The sequence below is a fragment of the Streptomyces sp. NPDC018947 genome (assembly GCF_044390505.1).
In the GTDB taxonomy this organism is placed as follows: domain Bacteria; phylum Actinomycetota; class Actinomycetes; order Streptomycetales; family Streptomycetaceae; genus Streptomyces.
Map to the genome: position 1 here is coordinate 472,279 of NZ_JBIRZD010000001.1, position 24,266 is coordinate 496,544.

General features: G+C 72.7%; 20 protein-coding genes. 9 read left to right on the top strand and 11 right to left on the bottom strand.

Translation table 11 applies throughout. From position 1 onward, the window contains the following. Positions 1-4: 4 nt before the first annotated feature. Together ACH499_RS02140 and ACH499_RS02145 are read right to left on the bottom strand one after the other, a co-directional pair. A complete protein-coding gene (locus ACH499_RS02140; RefSeq protein WP_356197328.1) occupies positions 5-1,009 on the bottom strand; it encodes a sugar ABC transporter permease in 1,005 nt (334 codons plus the stop codon). 100 nt (positions 1,010-1,109) lie between these two features. After that, positions 1,110-2,381 carry an extracellular solute-binding protein gene (locus ACH499_RS02145; RefSeq protein WP_356197326.1) on the bottom strand — a complete coding sequence of 424 codons (1,272 nt, stop codon included), beginning with the start codon at positions 2,379-2,381 and terminating at the stop codon, positions 1,110-1,112. A gap of 379 nt (positions 2,382-2,760) precedes the next feature. On the opposite strand from ACH499_RS02145, the gene ACH499_RS02150 reads away from it, so the two are divergent. Both ACH499_RS02150 and ACH499_RS02155 read left to right on the top strand, forming a co-directional pair. Continuing rightward, on the top strand, positions 2,761-3,795 hold the full coding sequence (locus tag ACH499_RS02150) for a LacI family DNA-binding transcriptional regulator (protein WP_356197323.1): 1,035 nt from the start codon (positions 2,761-2,763) through the stop codon (positions 3,793-3,795). A 98-nt stretch (positions 3,796-3,893) separates the two neighbouring features. Next, positions 3,894-4,754, top strand: a complete 861-nt coding sequence (locus ACH499_RS02155) for a phosphatase PAP2 family protein (protein ID WP_399013294.1) — start codon at positions 3,894-3,896, stop codon at positions 4,752-4,754. Between the two features lie 30 nt (positions 4,755-4,784). Here ACH499_RS02155 and ACH499_RS02160 read toward each other — a convergent pair whose 3' ends face one another. Then, entirely contained in the window at positions 4,785-7,790 is a 3,006-nt protein-coding gene (locus tag ACH499_RS02160; protein WP_399013296.1) for a bifunctional [glutamine synthetase] adenylyltransferase/[glutamine synthetase]-adenylyl-L-tyrosine phosphorylase, read from the bottom strand. Positions 7,791-7,924: 134 nt separating this feature from the next. Then, positions 7,925-9,133, bottom strand: coding sequence for a PucR family transcriptional regulator (locus ACH499_RS02165; protein ID WP_399013297.1), 1,209 nt, complete (start codon positions 9,131-9,133; stop codon positions 7,925-7,927). 125 nt (positions 9,134-9,258) lie between these two features. Between ACH499_RS02165 and ACH499_RS02170 the strand changes: the two genes are divergently transcribed. The 5 genes from ACH499_RS02170 (at position 9,259) to ACH499_RS02190 (ending at position 15,153) form a co-directional block, all read left to right on the top strand. After that, positions 9,259-9,837 carry an urease subunit gamma gene (locus ACH499_RS02170; RefSeq protein WP_356197313.1) on the top strand — a complete coding sequence of 193 codons (579 nt, stop codon included), beginning with the start codon at positions 9,259-9,261 and terminating at the stop codon, positions 9,835-9,837. Continuing rightward, entirely contained in the window at positions 9,834-11,522 is a 1,689-nt protein-coding gene (locus ACH499_RS02175; protein ID WP_399013298.1) for an urease subunit alpha, read from the top strand. Before ACH499_RS02170 ends, ACH499_RS02175 begins: the two co-directional genes overlap by 4 nt. A gap of 40 nt (positions 11,523-11,562) precedes the next feature. Continuing rightward, positions 11,563-13,263, top strand: a complete 1,701-nt coding sequence (locus ACH499_RS02180; protein WP_399013300.1) for an amidohydrolase — start codon at positions 11,563-11,565, stop codon at positions 13,261-13,263. Next, positions 13,260-14,591, top strand: coding sequence for an MFS transporter (locus ACH499_RS02185; protein WP_399013302.1), 1,332 nt, complete (start codon positions 13,260-13,262; stop codon positions 14,589-14,591). Before ACH499_RS02180 ends, ACH499_RS02185 begins: the two co-directional genes overlap by 4 nt. A 112-nt stretch (positions 14,592-14,703) precedes the next feature. Then, positions 14,704-15,153, top strand: coding sequence for a VOC family protein (locus ACH499_RS02190; protein ID WP_356197304.1), 450 nt, complete (start codon positions 14,704-14,706; stop codon positions 15,151-15,153). A 46-nt stretch (positions 15,154-15,199) separates the two neighbouring features. Here the strand turns inward: ACH499_RS02190 and ACH499_RS02195 are convergent, their stop codons facing one another. The 3 genes from ACH499_RS02195 to ACH499_RS02205 all read right to left on the bottom strand — a co-directional run bounded on the left by ACH499_RS02195 (position 15,200) and on the right by ACH499_RS02205 (position 18,361). After that, the gene (locus ACH499_RS02195) at positions 15,200-16,954 is read right to left on the bottom strand and encodes an NAD+ synthase (RefSeq protein WP_399013304.1); all 1,755 of its coding nucleotides are present in this window, start codon (positions 16,952-16,954) and stop codon (positions 15,200-15,202) included. A 115-nt stretch (positions 16,955-17,069) separates the two neighbouring features. Further along, on the bottom strand, positions 17,070-17,696 hold the full coding sequence (locus tag ACH499_RS02200; protein WP_399013305.1) for a DUF305 domain-containing protein: 627 nt from the start codon (positions 17,694-17,696) through the stop codon (positions 17,070-17,072). Beyond that, positions 17,693-18,361 carry a DUF3105 domain-containing protein gene (locus ACH499_RS02205; RefSeq protein WP_399013307.1) on the bottom strand — a complete coding sequence of 223 codons (669 nt, stop codon included), beginning with the start codon at positions 18,359-18,361 and terminating at the stop codon, positions 17,693-17,695. Before ACH499_RS02205 ends, ACH499_RS02200 begins: the two co-directional genes overlap by 4 nt. Before the next feature lie 311 nt (positions 18,362-18,672). Here ACH499_RS02205 and glnA point away from each other — a divergent pair, with 311 nt between their 5' ends. Next, positions 18,673-20,034, top strand: coding sequence for a type I glutamate--ammonia ligase (gene glnA / locus ACH499_RS02210; RefSeq protein ID WP_356197296.1), 1,362 nt, complete (start codon positions 18,673-18,675; stop codon positions 20,032-20,034). A gap of 36 nt (positions 20,035-20,070) precedes the next feature. Here the strand turns inward: glnA and ACH499_RS02215 are convergent, their stop codons facing one another. Together ACH499_RS02215 and ACH499_RS02220 are read right to left on the bottom strand one after the other, a co-directional pair. Beyond that, positions 20,071-20,394: a hypothetical protein gene (locus ACH499_RS02215; RefSeq protein ID WP_399013308.1), complete on the bottom strand. Its 324-nt coding sequence runs from the start codon at positions 20,392-20,394 to the stop codon at positions 20,071-20,073. After that, entirely contained in the window at positions 20,391-20,984 is a 594-nt protein-coding gene (locus ACH499_RS02220; protein WP_399013309.1) for an RNA polymerase sigma factor, read from the bottom strand. The genes ACH499_RS02215 and ACH499_RS02220 overlap by 4 nt, the downstream gene beginning before the upstream one ends. A 586-nt stretch (positions 20,985-21,570) precedes the next feature. Here ACH499_RS02220 and ACH499_RS02225 point away from each other — a divergent pair. After that, positions 21,571-21,804, top strand: a complete 234-nt coding sequence (locus ACH499_RS02225; protein WP_356197285.1) for a hypothetical protein — start codon at positions 21,571-21,573, stop codon at positions 21,802-21,804. A gap of 141 nt (positions 21,805-21,945) precedes the next feature. Here ACH499_RS02225 and ACH499_RS02230 read toward each other — a convergent pair whose 3' ends face one another. Both ACH499_RS02230 and ACH499_RS02235 read right to left on the bottom strand, forming a co-directional pair. Then, on the bottom strand, positions 21,946-22,815 hold the full coding sequence (locus tag ACH499_RS02230) for an alpha/beta fold hydrolase (RefSeq protein ID WP_399013311.1): 870 nt from the start codon (positions 22,813-22,815) through the stop codon (positions 21,946-21,948). 158 nt (positions 22,816-22,973) lie between these two features. Further along, entirely contained in the window at positions 22,974-24,194 is a 1,221-nt protein-coding gene (locus tag ACH499_RS02235) for an MFS transporter (RefSeq protein ID WP_399013312.1), read from the bottom strand. Positions 24,195-24,266 lie beyond the last annotated feature (72 nt).

Sequence of the window (24,266 nt, forward strand, 5' to 3'; positions counted from 1 at the left end):
TGCCTCAGATCGCGAGCTGCTGCTCATTGCGGTTCAGCCAGCGGCGGTAGAAGGAGGTGAAGACGATCAGGATGGCCAGCAGCAGGATGCCGTAGGCGGCGGACTGCGCGAAGTCGCGCGGCTGCTGTCCGAAGCCGAGCTGGTACGCCCAGGTGACGAGGATCTGCGCCTCGGGCGCGGTGTTGCCGAAGAGCAGGAAGATCACGGCGAACTGGTTGAAGGTCCAGATGATGCCGAGCAGCACGACGGTGGAGCTGACGGCCCTCAGCCCGGGCAGGGTGACGTGCCGGAAGCGCTGCCAGGCGTTGGCTCCGTCCATCTCCGCGGCCTCGTACAGGCTCGCGTCGATGGACTGGAGGCCGCCGAGGAGCGAGACCATCATGAAGGGCACGCCGCACCAGGTGTTGACCATGATCGCGGCGAACCGCTGCCAGAAGACGTCCTCCAGCCACAGCGGCGTCGGCAGGTGCAGCCAGTCCAGTCCGGCGTTGATGACGCCGCCGTCGGCGAGCATGAAGCGCCAGCCGAAGACGGTGACGAAGGTCGGCACGGCCCAGGGCAGGACCAGGACCAGCCGGTAGAGGGTGCGTCCGCGCAGCTTCTGGTTGAGCAGCAGGGCGAGGCCCAGCCCGATGAAGTAGTGCAGGGAGACGCAGAGCGCCGTCCACACGATCGTCCAGATGAAGTGCGACCAGAAGCGGTCGTACGCCGTCGGCCCCCAGAGGATGTCGGCGTAGTTGTCCAGGCCGATGAACTCGTAGGTGGCCTCGATGTGGTTGACGCCGATGGTGCGCGCGGAGTTGAGGCTGTTGGCGTCGGTGAGCGTGAGGTAGAGGCCGTACACCAGCGGGTACAGCACGAGGACGCCGAGCACGACGGCCACCGGCGCGATCATCGCGTAGGCGTACCAGTGCTTCTGGTATCCGTCTTTCAGACGCCGGCCGAGGCCGGGCCGCGGGGTGCGGTCACCGCGGCGCTTGCCGGTCGCGCGGTCGATGGCGACTGTCATGGTTCGACACCTTCGGGAGCAGCAGGAGGATCGAGGAGTACGGCGCGCGGGCCGGTGGCCGCCGGCTCCCCGTGGCAGGGGGTCCGGCGGCCACACGGGCTCACTTGCCGAAGTCCGGCACCAGCTTGGTCATCGCGGTCTCGACGTCGCTCAGGCCCTCGTCGAGGGACTTCTTGCCGCCGGCGATCTGGGGCAGCTCGTCGTCGAGGGGGCCCCACAGGGAGCTGTACTCGGGCAGCGCCGGGCGCGGCTGGGCGGCGGGCAGGACCGTCTGGTAGCCGGCGATGCCCGGGTCGGCCTTGACCTGCGCGGTGTAGGCGTCGTCGCGGGTCGGCAGGGTGGAGTTCTTCAGCGCGACGGTCTCCTGGGACTTCGCCGAGGTCATGAAGTTCACGAACTTCAGCGCGGCCTCCTGGTGCGCCTTGTCCGAACCGGCGTACACGGACAGGTTGTGGCCGCCGGTCGGGGCGCCCGCCTTGCCGGTGGAGCCGGCCGGGACGGTGGCGATGCCGAGGTTGTTCTTGTCCTTGAACGCCGAGCCCTTGTAGAAGTTGGTGATCTCCCACGGGCCCTGGATGGTCGAGGCGACCTTGCCGCTGACGAAGGCGTCCTGGATGTGGGCGTAGGCGTCGGCGGTGGTGTCCGCCTTGTGCAGGCCCTTGCCGTTGAACAGGCTCTGCCAGGTGCCGTAGGCCTTCTTGGCGGCCGGCGACTTGACGGTGATCTTCTTGGCGTCGGCGTCGACCGTGTCGGTGCCCTCGCCGTAGAGGAACGGCTGCGCGTAGTAGCCCGCGGTGGAGCCCCAGAAGCCGTCCACGCCGGTCTTGTCCTTGATGGTGGCGGCGGCCTTCTTCAGGTCGTCCCAGGTCTTGGGGGCCTCGACGCCGGCCTTCGCGAACAGTTCCTTGTTGTAGACGAAGGCGAGGGTGTCGGTGACCAGCGGGACGCCGTAGGTCTTGCCCTCGTACTTGGCCTGCTCGATCAGGTTGGGCTGGAACTTGTCCTGCTCGGCGAGGGCCTCGGTGCCGTCCAGCGGCAGGAAGAAGCCCTTCTTGGCGAAGGCCGGGGTCCAGCCGACCTCGGAGCGCAGCACGTCGGGGGCGCCCTTGGAGCCGGCGGCGGTGTCGAACTTGTTCTGCGCCTGGTCGAAGGGGACGTTGACGAAGTTGACCTTGATGCCCTTGTTGGCGGCCTCGAACTCCTTGACCAGGGCCTTGTAGGTCGGCGCCTCGTTGGTCGCGTTGGAGGTGTCCCAGTAAGTGATGGTGACCGGTCCGCCGGACTCGCTGTCGCTGCCGCTGTCCCCGCCGCACGCCGTCGCCGCGAGGGCGAGGGACGCCACCAGAGCGGTGGCCGCTATGCCACGCCGCATGAGTTCTCCTTGAGGGTGAAAGCCCGTGTGGTGCAGGGTGCGGGCCCGTCCGCCGCTCCTGCCGACACCGACCGCGTCATTGCCGCCGTCGGGCGACGTGAACGTAACAGCGATGCAAGCAGGGCGAAAGGTCTTGCAGAAAAAATGTGCAAGAGATCTCCGAAGTTATGCGTGCGTGACCTCCTGGCGACCATCATGAGACGCTTGTTTACGGGGCCCGGAGCGGTATCGGGTCGCTTGTGCAAGACTCTGCAAGCTCTTGCCGCCACTTTCTCGAGGGAGCGCGATGACGCAGCAGCCGGCGCCGGGCCGTCCAACAGGCCGCCCACGGCGCCCGATCGGTGGGCAAGGCGGTGGCCGACAGGTACAGTCCACCCCTGTGACCACACGGCTTGCCGACATCGCCGCCCAGGCGGGGGTGAGCGAAGCGACGGTCAGCCGCGTCCTCAACGGGAAGCCGGGCGTCGCCGCCACCACCCGACAGTCCGTACTCGCCGCTCTCGACGTCCTGGGCTACGAGCGTCCCGTGCGGCTGCGGCAGCGCAGCGAGGGCCTGGTCGGGCTGATCACGCCCGAGCTGGAGAACCCGATATTCCCGGCCCTGGCCCAGGTCATCGGCCAGGCGCTGACCCGCCAGGGCTACACGCCGGTCCTCGCCACCCAGACCCCGGGCGGCTCCACGGAGGACGAGCTGACGGAGATGCTGGTCGACCGGGGCGTCGCCGGCATCATCTACGTCTCCGGTCTGCACGCCGACACCACCGCCGACATGGAGCGCTACGAGCGGCTGCGCGCGCAGGGCGTGCCGTTCGTCCTGGTCGACGGCTTCTCGCCGAAGGTGCAGGCACCGTTCATCTCCCCCGACGACCGTGCCGCGATGAGCCTCGCGGTCACCCACCTCGTCTCGCTGGGCCACAGCCGCATCGGGCTGGCCCTCGGCCCGAAGCGGTTCGTGCCGGTGCAGCGCAAGATCGAGGGTTTCGTCCGCGCGGTCCAGGAGCAACTGGGGCTCGACGCGCGCACCGTGGAGTCGGAACTCGTCCAGCACTCCCTCTACACGCTGGAGGGCGGCCAGGCGGCGGCCAACGCGCTGATGGACCGCGACTGCACGGCGGTGGTGTGCGCCAGCGACATGATGGCGCTGGGCGCGATACGGGCGGCGCGGCAGCGCGGGCTGGACGTGCCCAAGGACGTCTCGGTCGTCGGCTTCGACGACTCCCCGCTGATCGCCTTCACCGACCCGCCGCTGACGACCGTCCGCAAGCCGGTGCCGGCGATGGGCCAGGCCGCGGTGCGCACGCTGCTCGAGGAGATCGGCGGGACGCCCGCGCCGCACAGCGAGTTCGTGTTCATGCCGGAGCTGGTGGTGCGCGGCTCGACCGCCTCGGCGCCGGGCGAGCGCGGCCGCGCCTGAACGATTCGTCCGGCGCGGCCGTCCGGCCTGCGGGTGCGGGCCGCGAGCGGCAGGGGGATGATCGGTGTCAGAAGGCTTTTCTGGCAGACTTCATGCCTATGGGTGACGCGACCGTGAGGACTCCGGAACGCCTGGAAGAAGGCGTTCCGCACCCCGTCACTGAGGTGACGGGGCGGGGTCTCGTGCGCCGTCTGCGCACTCCGCGCCGGCCCCGCCTCTGGTTCGAGATCCTGCTGATCGGGGTCAGTTACTGGACGTACTCGCTCGTCCGCAACGCCGTGCCGGAGCAGCGGGGGCAGGCCCTGCGCAACGCCGACTGGATCTGGCGGCTGGAGCACCAGCTCGGCATCGCGGTCGAGGAGTCCGTCAACCATGCCGTCAACTCGGTGACTTGGCTGATCATCGGGATGAACTACTACTACGCCACGTTGCACTTCGTGGTGACGCTGGGTGTGCTGGTGTGGCTGTACCGCAGCCATCCCGGCCGCTACGCGGCGACCCGGATGGTCCTCTTCGCCACGACGGGTGTGGCCCTGCTCGGTTACTACCTGTATCCGCTCGCGCCCCCGCGGTTGATGACCGGGGAGCGGTTCATCGACACGGTGACGGTCCACGAGACCTGGGGCTCGATGGCGTCCGGCGACCTGAAGAACATGTCCAACCAGTACGCGGCGATGCCCTCGATGCACATCGGGTGGTCGGTGTGGTGCGGGCTGACCATCTTCGCGCTGGCGTCGGTGCCGTGGGTGCGGGTGCTGGGGCTGGTGTACCCGGCGCTGACGCTGGTGGTCATCGTGGCCACGGCGAACCACTTCTGGCTGGACGCGGTGGGCGGTCTGCTGTGCCTGGCCTTCGGTTACGCGGTCGCCCGCGCCTGGTACGGCACCCTGCCGCACGCGCTGCCCCGTACCGTCCCTCCGAGAGCGGCCCGCCGGCCCGTCCGATCGCCCTCGCGGTAGGACCCGGGCGCGGCTCAGTCGCCGCGGAACTCAGTCGCTGTAGAACAGCGCCTCCATCGTGGCGCGGGCCCTGCGCGTCGTACGCCGGTACGCGTCCAGCATGTCGCCCGCGTGCCCCGGCCCGTGACCGAGGTAGCGCCCCACCGCCGCCAGCTCCCGCGGATCCGTCGGGAACGTGTCCCCGGCCCGCCCCCGCACGAGCATCACCGCGTTGCGCACCCGCGACGCCAGCACCCACGCCTCGTCCAGCGTCGCCGCGTCCTCCTCGGAGACGAGCCGCGCCTCGACGGCCGCCGCGAGGGCCTGCCGGGTCCTGGTCGTGCGCAGGCCCGGCACGGCGTGCCCGTGCCGCAACTGCATGAGCTGCACGGTCCACTCCACGTCGGACAGCCCGCCCGGCCCCAGCTTGGCGTGCAGCCTGGGGTCGGCGCCGCGCGGCAGCCGCTCGGACTCCATGCGGGCCTTGAGCCTCCGGATCTCCCGCACCGCCTCCTCGCTCAGCCCGCGCGCCGGATACCGCAGGGGATCGACCAGCTCGGTGAACCGCCGCCCGAGGTCCTCGTCCCCGGCGACGAACTCGGCCCGCAGCAGCGCGTGCGACTCCCAGGCGTGCGACCAGCGCCGGTAGTAGGCCTCGTAGGACTTGAGCGTGCGCACCAGGGGCCCGTTCTTGCCCTCCGGCCGCAGGCCGGCGTCGATGATCAGCGGCGGGTCGGCGCTCGGCACCTGGAGCAGCCGGCGCATCTCGGCGACCACCTTGTTCGCGGCGTCCGCGGCCTCCCGCTCGTCGACCCCCTCGCGCGGCTCGTGCACGAACAGCACGTCGGCGTCCGAGCCGTAGCCCAGCTCGTGCCCGCCGAAGCGGCCCATGCCGATGACCGCGAACCGGGTGGGCAGCGTGTCGCCCCAGCCGTCGCGCACCACGGCCCGCAGGGTGCCCGCCAGCGTCGCCGCCGTCAGGTCCGACACCGCGCCGCCGACCCGGTCCACGAGGGCGCCCTCGTCCGCCTCGACCGGCTGCGCCTCGGTGCCGTAGGAGCCGACGATGTCGGCGGCGGCCGTACGGAACAGCTCGCGGCGCCGCACGCCGCGGGCGGCCGTCACCGCCTGGACCGCGTCGTCGGCGCGCCGGACGGCGGCGAGCATCTCCTGCTCCAGCTGGGCCCGCCCCCTCGGCGCCAGTCCCCCGGCGTCGCCGTCCCCGAGCAGGGCGACGGCCTCGGGTGCCCGCATCAGCAGGTCGGGCGCGAGGCGTCCGGCGGACAGCACCCGGGCGAGGTTCTCGGCCGCCGCGCCCTCGTCCCGCAGCAGCCGCAGGTACCAGGGCGTCTTGCCGAGCGCGTCCGAGACCTTGCGGAAGTTGAGCAGGCCCGCGTCCGGGTCGGCGGAGTCGGCGAACCAGCCCAGCAGCACGGGCAGCAGGGTCCGCTGGATGGCGGCCTTGCGGGTGACGCCGGAGGCCAGGGCCTCAAGGTGCCGCAGGGCGGCGGCCGGGTCGGCGTAGCCGAGGGCGACCAGGCGCTCCCTGGCCGCGTCGGGGCGCAGCCGGGTCTCGCCGGGGCCGAGCTGGGCGACCGCGTCGAGCAGGGGCCGGTAGAACAGCTTCTCGTGCAGCCGGCGTACGACGGCCGCGTGCCGCTTCCACTCGCGCAGCAGGGCGGTGACCGGGTCGTTGCGCAGGCCGAGGGAGCGGCCGAGACGCCGCAGGTCGGCCTCGTCCTCGGGCACGAGGTGGGTGCGGCGCAGCCGGTGGAGCTGGATGCGGTGCTCCATGGAGCGCAGGAAGCGGTACGCCTCGTCGAGCTGGGCGGCGTCCACCCGGCCGACGTAGCCGCCCGCGGCGAGGGCCTTCAGCGCGTCCAGCGTCGTGCCGCTGTGCAGCGACGTGTCGGCACGCCCGTGCACGAGCTGGAGGAGCTGCACGGCGAACTCCACGTCGCGCAGCCCGCCCGGGCCCAGCTTGAGCTGGCGGTCTATCTCGGCGGCGGGGATGTTCTCCACGACCCGGCGGCGCATCTTCTGCACGTCGGCGACGAAGTTCTCGCGCTCGGAGGCCTGCCACACCAGGGGCTGGAGGGCGGCGACGTACGCGCCGCCGAGGGCGGGGTCGCCGGCCACCGGGCGGGCCTTCAGCAACGCCTGGAACTCCCAGGTCTTGGCCCAGCGCTGGTAGTAGGCGAGGTGACTGCTGAGCGTGCGCACCAGGGGGCCGTTGCGGCCCTCGGGGCGCAGGTTGGCGTCGACCGGCCAGATGGAGCCCTCGACGGTCGTCTCCGAGCAGATCCGCATCATCTGGGAGGCGAGCGAGGTCGCCGACCGCAGCGCCTTCGCCTCGTCGGCCGGGTCGGTGCCCTCCGCGGGCTCGGCGACGAAGATGACGTCGACGTCGGAGACGTAGTTCAGCTCGTGTCCGCCGCACTTGCCCATCGCGATCACCGCCAGCCGGCACCGTGCGGCGTCCTCGGGCGCGGCGGCCTCGGCGAGGGCCAGGGCGGCGCGGAGGGTGGCGGTGGCGAGGTCGGCCAGTTCGGCGGCGGTCTCGGCGACGTCGATGGTGCCGCAGACGTCGCGGGCCGCGATGGACAGCAGGCAGCGCCGGTAGGCGACGCGCAGGGAGACGGGGTCGGCCGCCCGGGCGAGGCCGCTCTCGAACTCCTCGACGCCGCGGTGCAGGTCACGGGGTTCGTAGGTGACGAGGGCCTGCCAGTCGCCGCTGTGCCGGGCGAGGTGGTCGGCGAGCGCCTCGGAGGCGCCGAGCACCCCGAGGAGGCGGTCGCGCAGCGGCTTGGCCGCTATCACGGTGTCGAGCAGTTCCCGGCGGGCGGTGGGGTCGGGCTGGGCCTCCAGCAGCCGGACGAGGCCGTGCAGGGCGAGGTCCGGGTCGGCGGTGGCGCCGAGCGCCTCCAGCAGGACCGGGTCGTCGCGGACCGGGGCCAGCTCCACGGCGTCGAGGAGCCGCTCGGCGGCGGAGGGGTCGGTGAAACCGTGCCGCAGCAGCCGCGTGAAGGTACTGCTCCTGCGCCCCGGCGCCGTCATGTCGGCCTCCTGTGGCCCTGTCGGATCGGCTCGTACGGCATGAGCGTAGCCGGGCGGGTAGCGGGCGGCTCCGTCAGGCGCCACGACCTGGCGCGGCGGCCCGCACCGCCGACGGACCGCACCGGGGGACGCGTCTAGCCGGTCCGGAGCCGGGCGCACTGGAGGGCGAACAGGACGGTGGCCGCCTCGGCCGGTCTGGTCGGGTGCAGTCCGGTCAGCTCGGTGAACCGGCTCAGGCGGTTGAGCACCGTGTTGCGGTGGCAGTACAGCTCGCGGCTGACCGCCGCCACCGATCCGGACTCGCAGTAGGCCACCACGGTCTCCAGCAGGCGCCGGTGCTCGTGGGGTGCCAGCCCGTCCAGTCCCCCCAGCACGGAGTCGGCCAGCATGCCCGCGATCGGGCCCAGGCGGGACGCGGCCACGGGCATCCACGCCTCGACCAGGGTCACCGGCCCGCGCGCCGTCGCGGCGTCCATCGTCATGGCGATCGCCTCGGTCACCCGGGCGGTGTCCGGGACACGGGCCAGTCCCCGCGCCACGGGGCCGAGGGCGCAGGCCACACCGTCCAGCCAGGCGGGCGGGGGTGCCACGGCGCCGGGCGGCAGCCGGACCACGAGGACCAGCATGCCGTTGTGCTGCTGGAGGTGCGGGGACTGGCCCGCCAGCCGCGTCGCCACGGCCCGGCGCAGGTCCTGCTGGGACTCGGGGGGCGCCACGGCCACGGCGAAGTCGGACTGCGCGTTGACCTGGAGGAGCGTGGCGGCCTGGGCGACCAGTCGCTGGTCCCGGCCGTCCGAGGAGAGCAGTCTGCCCATCAGCGCGGTCCGCTCGCGCTCGCGTTCGCGTGCCAGCACGGCGACCTGGTCCAGGTAGGCGGCGTGCACGTGCACCGTGTGGAACTCCACGGCCTCCCAGACCCGTACCGCCCCGCGGGTGAGCGGCGGCAGGTCCTCCGGACGGGTCCGTTCCAGGAACGCGGTCCACAGCACCCGGAAGTCCAGGCGCACCGCCTGGAGCAGCGGCTCCAGCGGCACGCCCTGGCGGGCCCTGCGCCGGCCCAGCCGGTCGGGGACGGCCCGCAGGTCCTCCGGGACCGGCAGGCCGCCGATGAGGCGCAGCAGCAGTTCGAAGCAGGACCGGGCGGTGTCGCGCAGTTCCTCGGGCGGGACCACGGCGCGGTAGTCGTCGAACGCGGACACCTCGGGTACGTAGCGCCCGACCAGGTCGTCGAGGTCGTCCAGGCAGTCGCGCACCAGCGTGCGCAGTTCAGGGGGAACGGGCGCGCTGCCGTCGCCGCCGGCGGGCGGGGTGCGGGCGGGCTCGGTGTTCGGTGCATTGTGCATATGCACATCATCGCCGGGTCAGCACGGAGCGTTTCAGCATTGTTCACACCCTTCTGGCAGGGCATTGTGCTGTGCGTGCCCCGACGCGTGGCCAACGGGCCCGCACCGTCCCGAGGGGGAATCCCATGCATCTGACTCCACGTGAGCAGGAACGGCTGACGCTGTTCTCGGCCGCCGAGCTGGCCCGGCGGCGCCTCGCCCGCGGCTCCCGGCTCGGCGCGACCGAGGCGGTGGCGCTGGTGTGCGACGAGATCCTGGAGATGGCCTGGGACGGGATCCCGCTGGAGACCGTGATCGAGCGGGCCCGGGAGGTCGTTCCGCGCGGGGCGCTGCTGCCGGGGGTCGCCGGCACGGTGCCCGCTCTCCAGGTGGAGGCGCTGTTCCCGCACGGTTCCACGCTGGTCCACGTCGACGCACCGTTCGGGTGCGCCGGTCCCGGGGATCCGGGCGCCGTGCTGGCCGCCGAGGGCGTACGGGAGCTGGCGCCCGGCCGTCCGCGCAAGGAGCTGGAGATCACCAACCGGGGCGCCAGGGCGGTGTGGGTCTCCTCCCACTTCCCGCTGGAGGAGGCCAACGCCGCACTGGACTTCGACCGCGAAGCCGCCCGCGGGCACCGGCTGGACCTGCCCGCGGGCATCTCGGAGCGGTTCGAGCCCGGTACGACCCGCACCGTGACCGTGGTGACCCGAGGAGGAGAGCGATGAGCCGCCTGTCCCGTCGCGAGTACGCGTCCCTGTACGGCCCGACCGCCGGCGACCGCGTCCGGCTGGCCGACACCGATCTGTGGGTGCGGGTCGAGGGCGACGACACCGAGCCCGGCGAGGAGATGCTCGGCGGCTGCGGCAAGACCGCCCGCGACGGCCTGCTGGTGACCGGCCGCGCCCCGCGCGAGAGCGCCCTGGACATGGTGATCCTCGGGGTGGTCGTCCTGGACCCCGTGATCGGCGTCCGCAAGACGAACATCGGCATCAAGGAGGGCCGGATCGTCGGTGTCGGGCGGGCCGGCAACCCGGACCACAACGACGGCGTCGAGCTCGTCGTCGACTCCCACACCGCGATGATCAACGGCCAGGGCATGCTCGCCACGGCCGGGGTCGTCGACTCCCACGTCCACCTCTCCAGCCCCGAGGTGGTGCCCGCGGCGCTCTCCGCCGGCGTCACCACCATGGTCGGCATGGGCATCGGCGGCGTGTGGGACGTGGGCGCCAACCCCGCCCACAACCTGCACAGCCTGATCGAGGGCTGGCGCGACGCCCCCGTCAACGTGGCGTTCCTCGCCCGGGGGTCGTCCTCCTCGCGGGAGCTGCTGGAGCGCGCGGTCCTCGCCGGCTCGGGCGGCTTCAAGATCCACGAGGACTGGGGGGCCACGCCCCGCATCGTCGACACCTGCCTCGGAGTGGCGGACCAGGCCGACCTGCCGGTCGCCCTGCACACCGACACGCTCAACGAGTCCGGCTACCTCGCCGACACCCTCTCGGCCACCCGCGGGCGCACCGTGCACGCCTACCACGTCGAGGGCGGCGGCGGTCATCCCGACCTGCTGGAGATCGTCTCCCAGCCGCACGTGCTGACCTCCTCGACCACCCCCACGCTGCCGCTGACCCCGGCCACCGTGGCCGAACTGCTGCCGATGACGATGACGGTCCACGGCGGCCACCACGGGGTGGAGAGCGACCTGTCGATCGCCGCGAGCCGGGTGCGCGAGCACGCCATCGCCGCCGAGAACGCCCTGCACGACCTCGGCGCGATCAGCATCGTCAACTCCGACTCGATGGGCATGGGCCGCATCGCCGAGACCGCGCGCCGCACCTGGCAGCTCGCGCACGTCCAGGCCCACCTGGCCGGGGAGACCGGCCCCGACTTCGTCAACAACGAACGGGTCCTGCGCTACCTGGCCAAGATCACGCTGAACCCGGCGATCGCCCACGGCATGGCCGCCGACGTCGGGTCCCTGCGGCCCGGCCGCATCGCCGACGTCGTGCTGTGGCGACCCGCCACCTTCGGTGCGCAGCCGGAGCTGGTGCTCAAGTCGGGCTTCGTCGCGTGGGGAGTGTCGGGCTCGGGCTCCGGTTCCACCCGGCTGACCCAGCCGCGGGTGATGAAGCCCTACTTCGGCGGACTGGGCGGGGCCCCGCGCCGGCTGTCCACGGTCTTCGTCTCCCAGGCGTGCCTGGACGACCGCGCCGCCTCCGGTGCCCTGCCCCGCGGGGTGCGCTACACCCCCCTGCGCGACAGCCGGGGCCTGACCCGCGCCGACATGGTCGCCAACACGGCCGTGCCGACGGTGCGGGTGCCCACCACACCGGACGCGGTCCTCGTGGACGGCCGCCCCGTCGACGTCCACCACGCCGCCGAACTGCCGCTGACCCGGCTGCAGAACATGGCCTGAAGCGGCCCGTCCCCGTCCGCCCCCTCCCGAAAGCCGCCCCATGCTCGATCTCAAACTGTGCAACGCCCGTATCCGCACAGTGGACGACCACCATCCTCACGCACGCACCCTCGGAGTCCTGGCGGGCCGGATCGTCGGCCTCGACGCCGCGGTCGAGGACCTGCCCGCGCGCACCGTGCTGGACTGCGGGGGCGCGGCCGTCGTCCCCGGGTTCGGCGACGCCCACAACCACATGGCCTGGTTCGGGCAGTCCCTCGGCGAACTCGACCTGAGTTCAGCGACCACGCTGTCCCAGGTCTACGACGCCGTCGCCCGCCGCGCGGCCGGTCTGCCCGCCGACGCCTGGATCGTGGGCGCCGGCTACGACGACACCGTGATGGGCGGGCACCCGCACCGCACGGAACTTGACCGGGCCGCCGGCGGACGGCCCGTGTGGCTCAAGCACCGCTCCGGTCACATGTGCGTGGCCGGCAGCGAGGTGCTGCGGCGCGCCGGGGTCCTCGACGGCGGCGTCGGCGCGCCCGAGGGCGGGGTCGTGGTGCGCGACGACGACGGCACCCCGACCGGCCTGCTCCAGGAGCGCGCCCAGTCCCTGGTCACCGGCCTGGTCCTGCCCTACCCGGTGACCGAGCTGGCCGACGCCCTCGGCCGTGCGAGCGAGGTGTACGCGGCCGAGGGCCTGACCCATGTGACGGAGGCCGGGATCGGGCTCGGGCTGATCGGCCGCAGTCCCGTGGAGGCCGCCGCCTACCAACTGGCCCGCGAACGCGGCACGCTGCGCACCCGGGTCGAGCTGATGGTGGCCGCCGACAACCTGCACGCCCTGGGCGCGCACGCCGACGACGGCATCGACACCGGGATCGACCTGGGGCTGCGCACCGGCTTCGGCGACGACCGGCTGCGCCTGGGCCCGATGAAGATCTGGCTGGACGGCTCGCTGATCGGCCGCACGGCCGCGGTGTCCGAGCCGTTCTGCGGGCACGACCACGCGAGCGGCGTGTACCAGAACAGCCCCGAGGAGATGCGCCGGCTCGTCGTCGACGCCCACCGGGCCGGCTGGCGGGTGGCGGCCCACGCCATCGGCGACAGCGCCGTCGACCTCGCCCTCGACGCCTTCGCCGAGGCGCAGCGGGTGCGGCCCCGGCCGGACGTGCGCCACCGCATCGAGCACTCCGCGGTGGTCCGCCCCGACCAGCTCGGCCGCTACGCGGAGCTGGGCGTGGTCCCGGTGCCGCAGGCGCGCTTCCTGTACGAGGTGGGCGACAGCATGGCCGCGGGGCTCGGCCCGAAACGCACGCGGTGGATGTACCGGCACCGCTCCTTCCTCGACCGGGGGATCCGGGTGCCGGGCAGCTCGGACCGGCCGGTGGCCCCGGGAGCCCCGCTCCTCGGTATGCAGTCCATGGTGGAGCGCCTCAGCCGCGCGGGCACGGTTCTCGCGCCGGACGAGCGGGTGAGCGCCGAGCAGGCCCTGCGGGCGTACACCCTCGACGCGGCGTGGGCCAGCCACGACGAGGACCGCCGGGGCAGCCTCACCCCCGGCAAATACGCCGACTTTGTCATACTTTCCGATGACCCTGTCCTCGCCGGCAGTGATCGGATGGGCGCCATCGACGTCCTGGCCACCTTCGTGGCCGGGGAGTGCGTGCACGGCGCCGACGCACTCGGGGACCTCGCGCCGACGCACGGTCCCCTCCCCACGGCCACATCCTCCCGGCCGCACGCAAGGAGTCACGCATGAGCACAGTCGGTCAGGTCACCCCAGGGGCGCCGCCCGGAACGACGGGCGCGGTGAGCGGCAAGGACGCCGGGCGGGTCGCCTTCGCGTCGTTCGTCGGCACCGCGCTGGAGTGGTACGACTACTTCCTCTTCGGCACCGCCTCGGCCATCGTCTTCAACCGGCTGTACTTCACCAGCCTCAACCCGACGGCGGCCACCCTGGCGGCCTTCGCCACCTTCGGCGTCGGTTTCGCCGCCCGTCCGATCGGCGCCCTCGTCTTCGGATGGCTGGGCGACCGCATGGGCCGCAAGCCCGCGCTGCTGATCACCGTGATGATGATCGGCATCGCCACCGGTCTGATCGGCCTGCTGCCCGGCTACGCCACCATCGGCATCGCCGCGCCGGTACTGCTGGTCCTGCTGCGCCTGGTCCAGGGCATAGCCGTCGGCGGTGAGTGGGGCGGCGCCATCACCCTGGCCGTGGAGCACGCGCCGCCGGAGAAGCGCGGCTGGTACGCGGCGCTGCCCCAGGTCGGCTCCCCGGTGGGCACCCTGCTCTCGTCCGGCACCTTCGCCCTGGTGCTGCTCCTGCCGTCCGGGTCCTTCGACTCCTGGGGCTGGCGCCTGCCGTTCCTGCTCGCCTTCCCGCTCATGGGCATCGCGGTCTACATCCGCCGCAAGGTGGAGGAGTCCCCGCTCTTCGGCGAGATGATGGAGCAGAACGAGCAGGCCAAGGTGCCCGCGCTCGACATCTTCCGCCAGGCCTGGGGCCGGCTGCTGGTGGCGATGGCCTCGGCGACCCTGGGGGTCGGCGGGTTCTACATCCTGACCACGTTCATGATCAGCTACGGGGCCGACACCCTGGGCCTTCCGCGGTCCCTCATGGTCAACGGCACGCTGGTGGCGGCCGTGGTCGAGATCGGTGTGATCATCGTCGTGGGGCGGATGGCGGACCGCCTCGGTCCCGGCCGGGTCACCGTGTGGGGCGGCCTGCTCAGCGCCGCCTTCGCCTTCCCGCTCTTCTGGCTGGTCGAGACCGAGAACCCGCTGGTGGTCGTGGTGGCCATGGCGATCGGCGTGGCCGTGCTGTCCATCGCCTACGCGGTGTCCGGGGCGCTGCTCGCGGAGCTGTTCCCGGCCCGGCTGCGGTACACGGGCGTGGCGCTGTCCTACAACCTGGCCGGCGCACTCACGGGCTTCCTGCCCTTCCTCGCCACCGCGCTCCTCGCGGCCGGCGGCGGGGCGTCCTGGCCGGCCGCCCTGCTGCTGGTGGCGCTGTCCCTGATCACCGCCCTCGGCGGCTTCCTGGGCGGGCGGATGCGGGTGCGGGACACGTCCGCCGCCGCCTGAACCGGCCGCGCACCCGGGACCGTGCGGTCCGCTGCCCTCGGGCGGCGGGCCGCACGGCGCGTCTTCCGCCCTTTCGGTGGCGAGGCGGGCGCGCATCGGCTTCTGTGAGCGCATGGACTTCACGCTCGAAGTGATCCCGCTGCCCGTGACCGACATCGACCGCGCCCGGGACTTCTACCGGGACAAGGTCGGCTTCCACGTCGACATCGACCAGGAGGTGATGCCGGGGATGCGGATCGTCCAGCTCACGCCGCCGGGCTCCGGGTGCTCGATCGCCCTGGGCGGCGACGCGATCTGGGACATGGCGCGGGGGCAGACCCGGCCGGAGCCCGGTTCGTACCAGGGGCTCCAGCTCTGCGTCGCCGACATCGAGGCGGCCCACGCGGAGCTGGTGGAACGCGGTCTGGAGGTCTCCGAGCCGGTGCGGTACGCGCCGGACGACGGTGCCACCTTCATGTACTTCAAGGACCCGGACGGCAACGGCTGGGCGGTCCAGGAGTACCGGCGCCGGGCGGCGGAGCCGCTGCACAAGGTGCTCGCGGACATGAAGCGGGAGGCGTAGCGGCGGCGGGGCCGGCCCGGTCGCGCGGGCCGGCCCGCGGGTGCCGTCAGCCGGTCTCCCGCCAGCGGTTGGTGATCGGCAGCCGGCGGTCCTTGCCGAAGCCCTTCGGCGAGATCTTGGTGCCCGGCGGGTACTGGCGGCGCTTGTACTCGGCGGTGTCGACCATCCGCAGCGTCCTGGTCACCAGCTCCGGGTCGTACCCGGCGGCGACGATCTCGTCCGCGCCCCGGTCCCGGTCGACGTACAGCTCCAGGATCCCGTCGAGCACGGGGTAGTCCGGCAGGGAGTCCGTGTCGATCTGGCCCGGGCGCAGTTCGGCGCTCGGGGGCTTGGTGATGGAGTTCTCCGGGATGGGCGGGGTCTCGCCGCGGGCCTCGGCGGCACGGTTGCGCCACTCGGCGAGGCGGAAGACCGACGTCTTGTAGACGTCCTTGATCGGCCCGTAGGCACCGACGGAGTCGCCATACAGGGTCGAGTAGCCCACCGCCAGCTCCGACTTGTTGCCGGGAGCGAGGACCAGGTGGCCCTCCTGGTTGGAGATCGCCATGAGCATGGTGCCGCGCAGGCGCGACTGGAGGTTCTCCTCCGCGAGCCCGGTCAGGCCCAGCGAGCCCATGTACGCGTCGAACATCGGCTCGATCGGCACGGTGCGGTAGTGCAGGCCGGTGCGGCGGGCCATCTCCGCCGCGTCGTCCTTGGAGTGCTCGGAGGAGTACTTGGACGGCATCGAGACGCCGAACACGTTCTCCGGGCCGACCGCGTCGCAGGCGATCGCCGCGACGAGGGAGGAGTCGATGCCGCCGGACAGGCCGATGAGCACCGAGCGGAAGCCGTTCTTCGTGACGTAGGCGCGCAGTCCGGTGACGAGGGCGGAGTAGACCTCCTCGTCGTCGTCCAGCCGCTCGGCGTATCCGCCGGCCGCCTCGGGCGCGTAGGCCGGTACGGGGTCCTCGGACAGGACGGCCCGGTCGATGCGCAGCCCGTCGTCGACCACGCCGGTGGGCGCGTCGGCGGCCGCGGCCGGCAGGTCGAGGTCCAGCACGAAGCAGCACTCGGAGAACTGCGGGGCCCGCGCGACGACCTCGCCGTCGGCGCCGACCACGATCGAGTCGCCGTCGAAGACCAGCTCGTCCTGGCCGCCGGTCATGGCGAGGTAGGCGGTGGTGCAGCCGGCCTCCTGGGCGCGCTTGCGCACCAGTTCCAGCCGGGTGTCGTCCTTGTCGCGCTCGTACGGGGAGGCGTTGACGGACAGCAGCAGTCCGGCCCGTGCGGAGCGGGCCGCCGGTACCCGGCCGCCGTCCTGCCACAGGTCCTCGCAGATGGCGAGGGCCACGTCGATGCCGCGCACACGCAGGACGGGCATGGTGTCGCCGGGGACGAAGTAGCGGAACTCGTCGAAGACGCCGTAGTTCGGCAGGTGGTGCTTGGCGAAGCTCAGGACGACCTCGCCGCCGTGCAGCACGGCCGCCGCGTTCTGCGGGGCGCCGGCGGGCTGGCCGTACCGGGGCTGGGCACGCGCCGAGCGGTCGAGGTAGCCGACGACCACGGGCAGCTCGCCGAGGCCCTCGTCGGCGAGGCGTGCGGCGAGGGAGCGCAGGGCGGTGCGGGAGGCCTCCACGAAGGACGACCTGAGGGCCAGGTCCTCGACGGGATACCCGGTCAGCGCCATCTCGGGGAACGCCACGAGGTGCGCCCCCTGCCCGGCGGAGTGCCGGGTCCAGCGGACGATCGCCTCCGTGTTCGCGGCGAGGTCACCCACGGTCGAGTCGATCTGGTTCAGGGCGAGACGTAGTTGAGGCACGCGGCCAGTGTAATCGTCAGACCGACGCGATGGGGGTCGGCGGGGGCCTGCCGACGGCGGGGCCGGGGCCCCCGATGCGCGGGACCGCGCTCCGGGGCCTGGCCCCGGACCCCTGTCACGGCCGGGGCTTCGCGCCGCGCTTCGCCAGGAGGTCCGTCATCAGGCGGATCTCCGACTCCTGCGACTCCGCCATCCCCTGGGCCAGCCGCTTCTCCACGCCCACCGTGCACCTCCGTGCGCACCCCTCGGCCATGTGGACGCCGCCCTTGTGGTGGTCGGTCATGAGCTGGAGGTAGTAGACCTCGGCCTGCCTGCCGCCGAGACCGGCGAGCCTCGTCATCTCGGCGTCGGTGGCCATGCCGGGCATCAGCGAGCCCTCCCCCGCCGACGGCACCTCCCCCATGCCCATCCACGTCATGGGCGGGTCGGAGGACACCTTCGGCAGCCCCCACAGGTCGAGCCAGCCGATCAGCATGCCCCGCTGGTTGGCCTGGGTCTGGGCGATGTCGTAGGCGAGGCGCCGCACCTCCTCGTCGTCGGTGCGGTCGCGCACGAGGTACGACATCTCCACGGCCTGCTGGTGGTGCACCGCCATGTCCCGCGCGAACCCGGCGTCCGCGGAGCCGGCCGACGGGACGCGGCCGCCGCCGTCGTCCCCGGCGCCCGCGTAGGTGATGGCGCCGGCCGCGACGAGCGCCGCCGCGGCCGCCCCGGCGATCCAGCCGGCCCGTCCGGGTGTCACCGGGAGAGCCCGTTGGTGCACGCGGCTCCCGGCTCGGGGGTCTGCGCGCCCTGGACGAACTTCTCGAAGAACGCGTCCACGGCCGGGTCGCTCGCCCCCGTCACCGTGCGCTGGTGGCCCCACGCCGTCAGCATGATCGGGTCCTTCTGCTCGTCGTCGGGGCTCATCAGCGAGTACGGCGTCTTCTTCACCTTCTCTGCCAGCGCCTCGACGTCGGCCTTCGGGGCCTTGTCGGTGTAGGTCACCCAGACCGCGCCGTGCTCCAGCGAGTGCACGGCGTTCTCGTTGTCCAGCGGCTCGGTGTAGACGTCGCCGTCGCAGTTCATCCACGCCTGGTTGTGGTCGCCGCCGACCGGGGGCTCGGCGGGATACGCCACCTTCTTGGTGACGTGGTCGCGCGACAGGGTGCCCTTCCAGGTCCGCACCCCGTCGTCGCCCGTGACGAACGACCCCGACGTCCTGTCGGCGGTGGCCGCCGTGTCGTCGGAGTCGCCGGACTGGGAGCGCACGAGCACGACGCCGCCGACGACGAGGCCGGCCGCGACGGCCGCGCCGACCGCGACGGTGAGGATCCGGTTCCGGCGTTCGCGTGCCTCGTCGGCGCGGCGCATCTCCGCTATGCGTGTCTGCCGCGCCGTGTTGCTGCTCTTCTTGGCGGAACCCATGGGGTGTGCCCTTCTGGGGAGGAGGGGGGCGCTGAGTGCGCTGATCGTAAGGGTGAGGGAGAGGTGTTTCGTAGGGGTGGCCGCACGATCTGACGCGGCGGGGCCCAGGAATGGCCCGATCGAACACGCGGCCTCTACGCTGCGGGATAAGCGGTACACACGGTCCGGACGTGTCCGGGCGGGGGGCCGGCCGGCCGACCGAGGTCCGCAACGCGTACGAAATGGCGCCGTGGTGTGATGCTCAGGTGCCCGACCGCCTTCCGCCGAACCGGAGACAGGCGGCCTGACCAGCAAGGATGGGGAAGCGGAAGATGGACAAGCAGCAGGAGTTCGTGATCCGGACGCTGGAGGAGCGCGACATCCGGTTCGTACGCCTGTGGTTCACGGACGTGCTGGGCTTCCTCAAGTCCGTGGCCGTGGCGCCGGCCGAGCTGGAGCAGGCCTTCGACGAGGGCATCGGCTTCGACGGCTCGGCGATCGAGGGCTTCGCCCGGGTCTACGAGTCCGACATGATCGCCAAGCCGGACCCGTCGACGTTCCAGATCCTGCCCTGGCGTGCGGAGGCCCCCGGCACGGCCCGCATGTTCTGCGACATCCTGATGCCGGACGGCTCGCCGTCCTTCGCGGACCCGCGCTACGTCCTCAAGCGCGCCCTGGCCCGCACCTCCGACCTGGGCTTCACGTTCTACACGCACCCGGAGATCGAGTTCTTCCTGCTGAAGGACAAGCCGGTCGACGGCTCGGTGCCGACGCCCGCCGACAACTCGGGGTACTTCGACCACACCCCGCAGAACATCGGCATGGACTTCCGCCGCCAGGCCATCACCCAGTTGGAGTCGATGGGCATCTCGGTGGAGTTCTCCCACCACGAGGGCGCGCCGGGCCAGCAGGAGATCGACCTGCGCTACGCGGACGCGCTGTCCACGGCCGACAACATCATGACGTTCCGGCTGGTCATGAAGCAGGTCGCGCTGGAGCAGGGCCTCCAGGCCACGTTCATGCCGAAGCCGTTCTCGGAGTACCCCGGCTCGGGCATGCACTCGCACCTGTCCCTCTTCGAGGGCGACCGCAACGCCTTCTACGAGTCGGGGGCGGAGTACCAGCTCTCCAAAGTGGGCCGCTCCTTCATCGCGGGCCTGCTGCGGCACGCCGGGGAGATCTCGGCGGTCACCAACCAGTGGGTGAACTCCTACAAGCGCATCTGGGGCGGCTCGGAGCGCACGGCGGGCGCCGGCGGCGAGGCCCCGTCCTACATCTGCTGGGGCCACAACAACCGCTCGGCGCTGGTCCGCGTGCCGATGTACAAGCCCGGCAAGACCGGCTCGGCCCGCGTCGAGGTCCGCTCCATCGACTCGGGCGCCAACCCGTACCTGACGTACGCCGTCCTGCTGGCCGCCGGCCTGAAGGGCATCGAGGAGAGCTACGAGCTGCCGCCGGGCGCCGAGGACGACGTCTGGGCCCTGTCCAACGCCGAACGCCGCGCCCTGGGCATCGAGCCCCTCCCCCAGAACCTGGGCGAGGCCCTGGCCCTGATGGAACACAGCGACCTGGTCGCCGAGACCCTCGGCGAACACGTCTTCGACTTCTTCCTCCGCAACAAGCGGCAGGAGTGGGAGGAGTACCGCTCCCAGGTGACGGCGTTCGAGCTGCGGAAGTCGCTGCCGGTGCTGTAGGGGCGGGGTGGCCGGCCCCTGATTCCCTCGGAGGGGTCAGGGGCCGTCGGGTGTGTGGGCCTTGGTGAGGGTGCAGACGCCGTCTGTGCACTGGCGTTCCAGGCGGCCGCGGGAGATGGTCTGGGCCAGGCCGACCATCCAGCAGGTGGGGCAGCCCCGGAAGGCGATCAGGGCCAGCGGGGCCGCCAGCAGGGTGGCCGGGCCGGCGACGGGTACCAGGGCGATCGAGCCGGTGATCAGCCCGAAGCCGATGGCGCCGCGGGCCAGGTGGCGCGGGACGGACTTGCTGGCGAAGTTCTTCCCGGGCGCCGCGGACGGCGTGGTGGGCAGGGTCTTACCCTGCGCCGTTTTGGCGGTCATGATTCTCCTCCGGCTGGCGGGTCGACGGTCGGCCCGGCGGCTTGATCGGTCGTGGCCAGTGAGTGACGCAGTGCCGCGCGGGCCCTGTGCAGCCGCGACTTCATCGCGGCGGTGCTCAGGCCCAGCGCGTGGGCGACGGTCCTGCCGGGCAGGCCCTGGACGTCCCGCATGATCAGGACCTGCCGCTGGTCGCGGGGAAGGGCGCCGACCGCGGCCGCGATCCGCTCCCCCTCCAGCCTGTGCAGCACCGCCTCCTCGGCGGACGGCTGCGCGGACGCCTCCGGTTCGGCCGCGGCCTCGCCGTTCCGCGCGACGAGCAGACGGACCTGCCGGAGGCATTCGTTGCGCACGATCCGGAACATCCACGAGGCGAGCGCGCCGGTGGCCCGCAACGTGCCGATCTTCCGGTAGAGGATGATCAGCGCCTCCTGCGCCGCGTCCTCCGCGTCCTGCGGCGAGGCGCACAGCGACAGGGCGAACTTGCGCACATGGGGCTGCGACTCCATGACGACGGTGGTGAGTGACGTGACGTCGCCGTCCTGAGCGGCCTTGATCAGGCGCTCGTCCGGCCAGCGGAAGCGCTGGTTCATCTGCTCCTCGTTCGCTCCGGTCCAGGAAGGCGTCCCGCGCGGGGGACGCCGGTCAGCTTCCGCTCCTGTAGCGCCGCACCAGGTGCCAGCTGCACGCGCCCACGAGCAGGACTCCGACGACGACGAGGCCGGTGATCATCACGAGTGTTCCTCCAGGTTCCGCCCGGCCCCAGCGGCCGGTGCAAGGACAAGAGGCGGCGAGGCACGAAAAGGATTCGGCGTTCGGCCGGCACTTCCCGCTCCGCCCCGAAAATCCCGCGGACCTGCACACCGTCCATCGCACGGTCACGCGGACGGGGCGCGGCGGCGCCGGACCGGGCCGGCTGCGCGCATCGCGGCCCCGGGGAAGCCTCCCCACCGGCGGATAGCGTGAAGAAGCGGGCTGTTTCCCCGACCGCATGCCCACACTGGTGAACGCGGCGACGCCGGGAGACGACCCCCAACAGCGCGCGGATGGTGGGCCGTTCACCAGCGTGCTTTGATCGGTGCGCGGCACGCCGGTGATCGATTCCGGACTCCCCGATCCGGACCCCGGGCGTGCGCACTTCACCGCTCCGGCTTCATTCCCACGGAAGGCAGACCTGCCATGAACCACGTCCCCCAGGTCGAAACGGCTGAGATCTCCGACGCGGACCTGGACCAGGTGTCCGGCGGCCACGTCGGCATCGACGCCGGCGCGACCGTCGTCACCCCCGCCGGCGCCGTCGCCGCGGGCCTCCACGCGGAGGCCGGCCCCGGCGCCGTCTGCGCCGGTCTCGGTGCCTCGGCGGCGCTCGGCGGTGTCGCGGCGTACGGCCAGGCGCACGTCACGAGCGTCTGAGTCGCGTAGGACTCCTGGGCCCCGGACCGTTGTGTCCGGGGCCCGTTCAGCACCGGCTCCGCGTGCCCACCGCCGTACGCGTCGTGCCTCACGGTAGGTGCGCGGGTGAGGCCCGGCGGGGGAACGGCCCCCGCGCAACGCCTACGGGTGATGGGCCAGCAGCGCCCTCAGCACCGGCTCCGCGTGCGTCCACAGCAGGGCTCCGCCCGCGCCGGGGACGACGTGGCGGCGGGCGTCGGGGAGGCGGGTCGTGAGCAGGGTGCCCCGGTCCGGGGAGTGGGTCGTGTCCTGGTCGCCGTACCAGATGTCCACCGGGACGGTGATCCGGCGGAGGTCGAACGGCCAGCGGCCCATGGCGAGGACCGTGTCGCGGGCGTACCCGGCCGCGGCGCCCCGGGCGAAGCCCTCGGCCAGGGCGCGGCGGTAGGCGGTCGTGAAGTCCGGGTCCCGGTACACGGCGAGGTCGCACGCGGGGCTGCCCGCCATCACCAGGTCCCACATCGCGTCCGCGTCGAAGGAGGCGAAGAACTCCTCGGCGGCGGACGGTTCCCGCACGGCGCGGTCGGTCAGCGCCCGCAGCTCCGCGGGCAGGTCGGGGGCGAACTCGGGTGCGGCGATCTCGTCGGCCGCCGAGACCAGCGCGAGTGCCGAGGCGACGCCCGCCTCGGCGCAGGCGAGGGCGAACGGCGCGCCCTGGGAGTTGCCGACGACGTACGGGCGTCCCAGGTCCCGCGCGGCGCACAGCAGGCGCATGTCGGCGGCGGAGTCGGCGAAGGTGCGGCCGGGCGCGGGCGTGGACGCGCCGAGTCCGGGGCGGTCCACGGAGATCAGGCGGACGCCGAGCGTGTCGACGACGCCCGCTCCGAAACCGAGCCGGCGGCTGGTGGCCGCGCCGGGGCAGAGCAGGACCGGCACCCCGTCCGGCGGGCCCCACTCGGCCCAGCCGAGCAGGCGTCCGTCCGGCAGACGTGTCTCACCGAGCCGAGCGGGAGCGCAGACAAGGTCGTTCATGCCCGCATCCTGACCGCCCCCGCCCCCAACCGGCACCCGCTTTTCCCGCGCCACCCCCGACACCCGCCGGGGATACGAGCGTTCGTCCCGGCGAAACGCAGTCGACGGGCCCTTCCGGCGGGACGAACGCTCCCATCCCCTTCCGGCCCCGGACCCGGTCAGCGCCGTACCGTTTGCGTTTCCTCCGGGAGATGGCCTGTGACGACGCGCTCCCGGTGGGGGGTGGGGGTCGCGCGGCGGCGGTCCACGGTGTGGGCCGCGGCCGCGACCGCCACGCCGAGCACCGCGAGGGCCGCCCCCGCGAGCGCCGGCGAGGTCGCGCCGAGGCCCGCCGCCAGGGCGAGGCCGCCGATCCAGGCGCCGCCCGCGTTGGCGAGGTTGAAGGCGGCCTGGTTGGCCGAGGAGGCGAGCGAGGGGGCCGCCGAGGCCTTCTCCATGACCATGAGCTGGAGCGGCGAGCCGGTGACGAACGCGGCCGTGCCGAGCAGCGCCACCGCGAGGGCCGCCGTGCCCTGCGTGCGCATCAGGAACGGGAAGAGGGCGAGGACGAGCGCGAGGGAGGCGAGGCCGCCGAAGAGGGTGCCGCGCAGGGAGTGGTCGGCGAGGCGGCCGCCCAGCAGGTTGCCCGCGGTCGCGCCGACGCCGAACAGGGCCAGCAGCAGCGTCACGCTGGAGCCGGCGTAACCGGCGGCGTCCGTGAGCATCGGCGTGATGTAGCTGTACGCGGAGAAGAGCGCGCCGAAGCCCGCGACGGTCGTGCCGAGGGCCAGCCAGACGGGGAGCGAGCGCAGGGCGGCCAGTTCGCCGCGCAGGCCCGTCGTGGGCGCGGGGGCGTTCTCGCGCGGGATCAGCGCGACGAGCGACGCGATCGCCGCGACGCCGATCGCGCTGACGCCGAGGAACGTGGCCCGCCAGCCCAGTTGCTGCCCCATGGCGGTGGCCGCGGGGACGCCGACGACGTTGGCGACGGTCAGGCCGAGGAACATCAGGGAGACGGAGCGCGCCTTGCGTTCCGGCGCGACCATGCCGGTGGCGACCACGGCGCCGACGCCGAAGAAGGCGCCGTGCGGCAGTCCGCTGACGAAGCGGGCGGCGAGCAGGGTGCCCTCGCCGGGGGCGACGGCCGACAGGGCGTTGCCGGTCACGAACAGCGCCATCAGGCCGATCAGGACGGTGCGGCGGGGTATCCGCGCGGTGGCCGCCGCGAGCAGCGGGGCGCCGACGACGACGCCGAGGGCGTACGCCGAGACCAGGTGCCCGGCACGGGGGATCGAGATGTTCAGGTCGTCCGCGACGTCGGGCAGCAGGCCCATCATCACGAACTCGGTCGTGCCGATGCCGAAGGCGCCCACGGCGAGGGCGAGCAGGGCCAGGGGCATGAAGGGTCTCGCCTTTCGAGAGCGGGGGTGTGCGTACGGGCGGAGCATCTGTATGTTCCCGTACGGAACAAA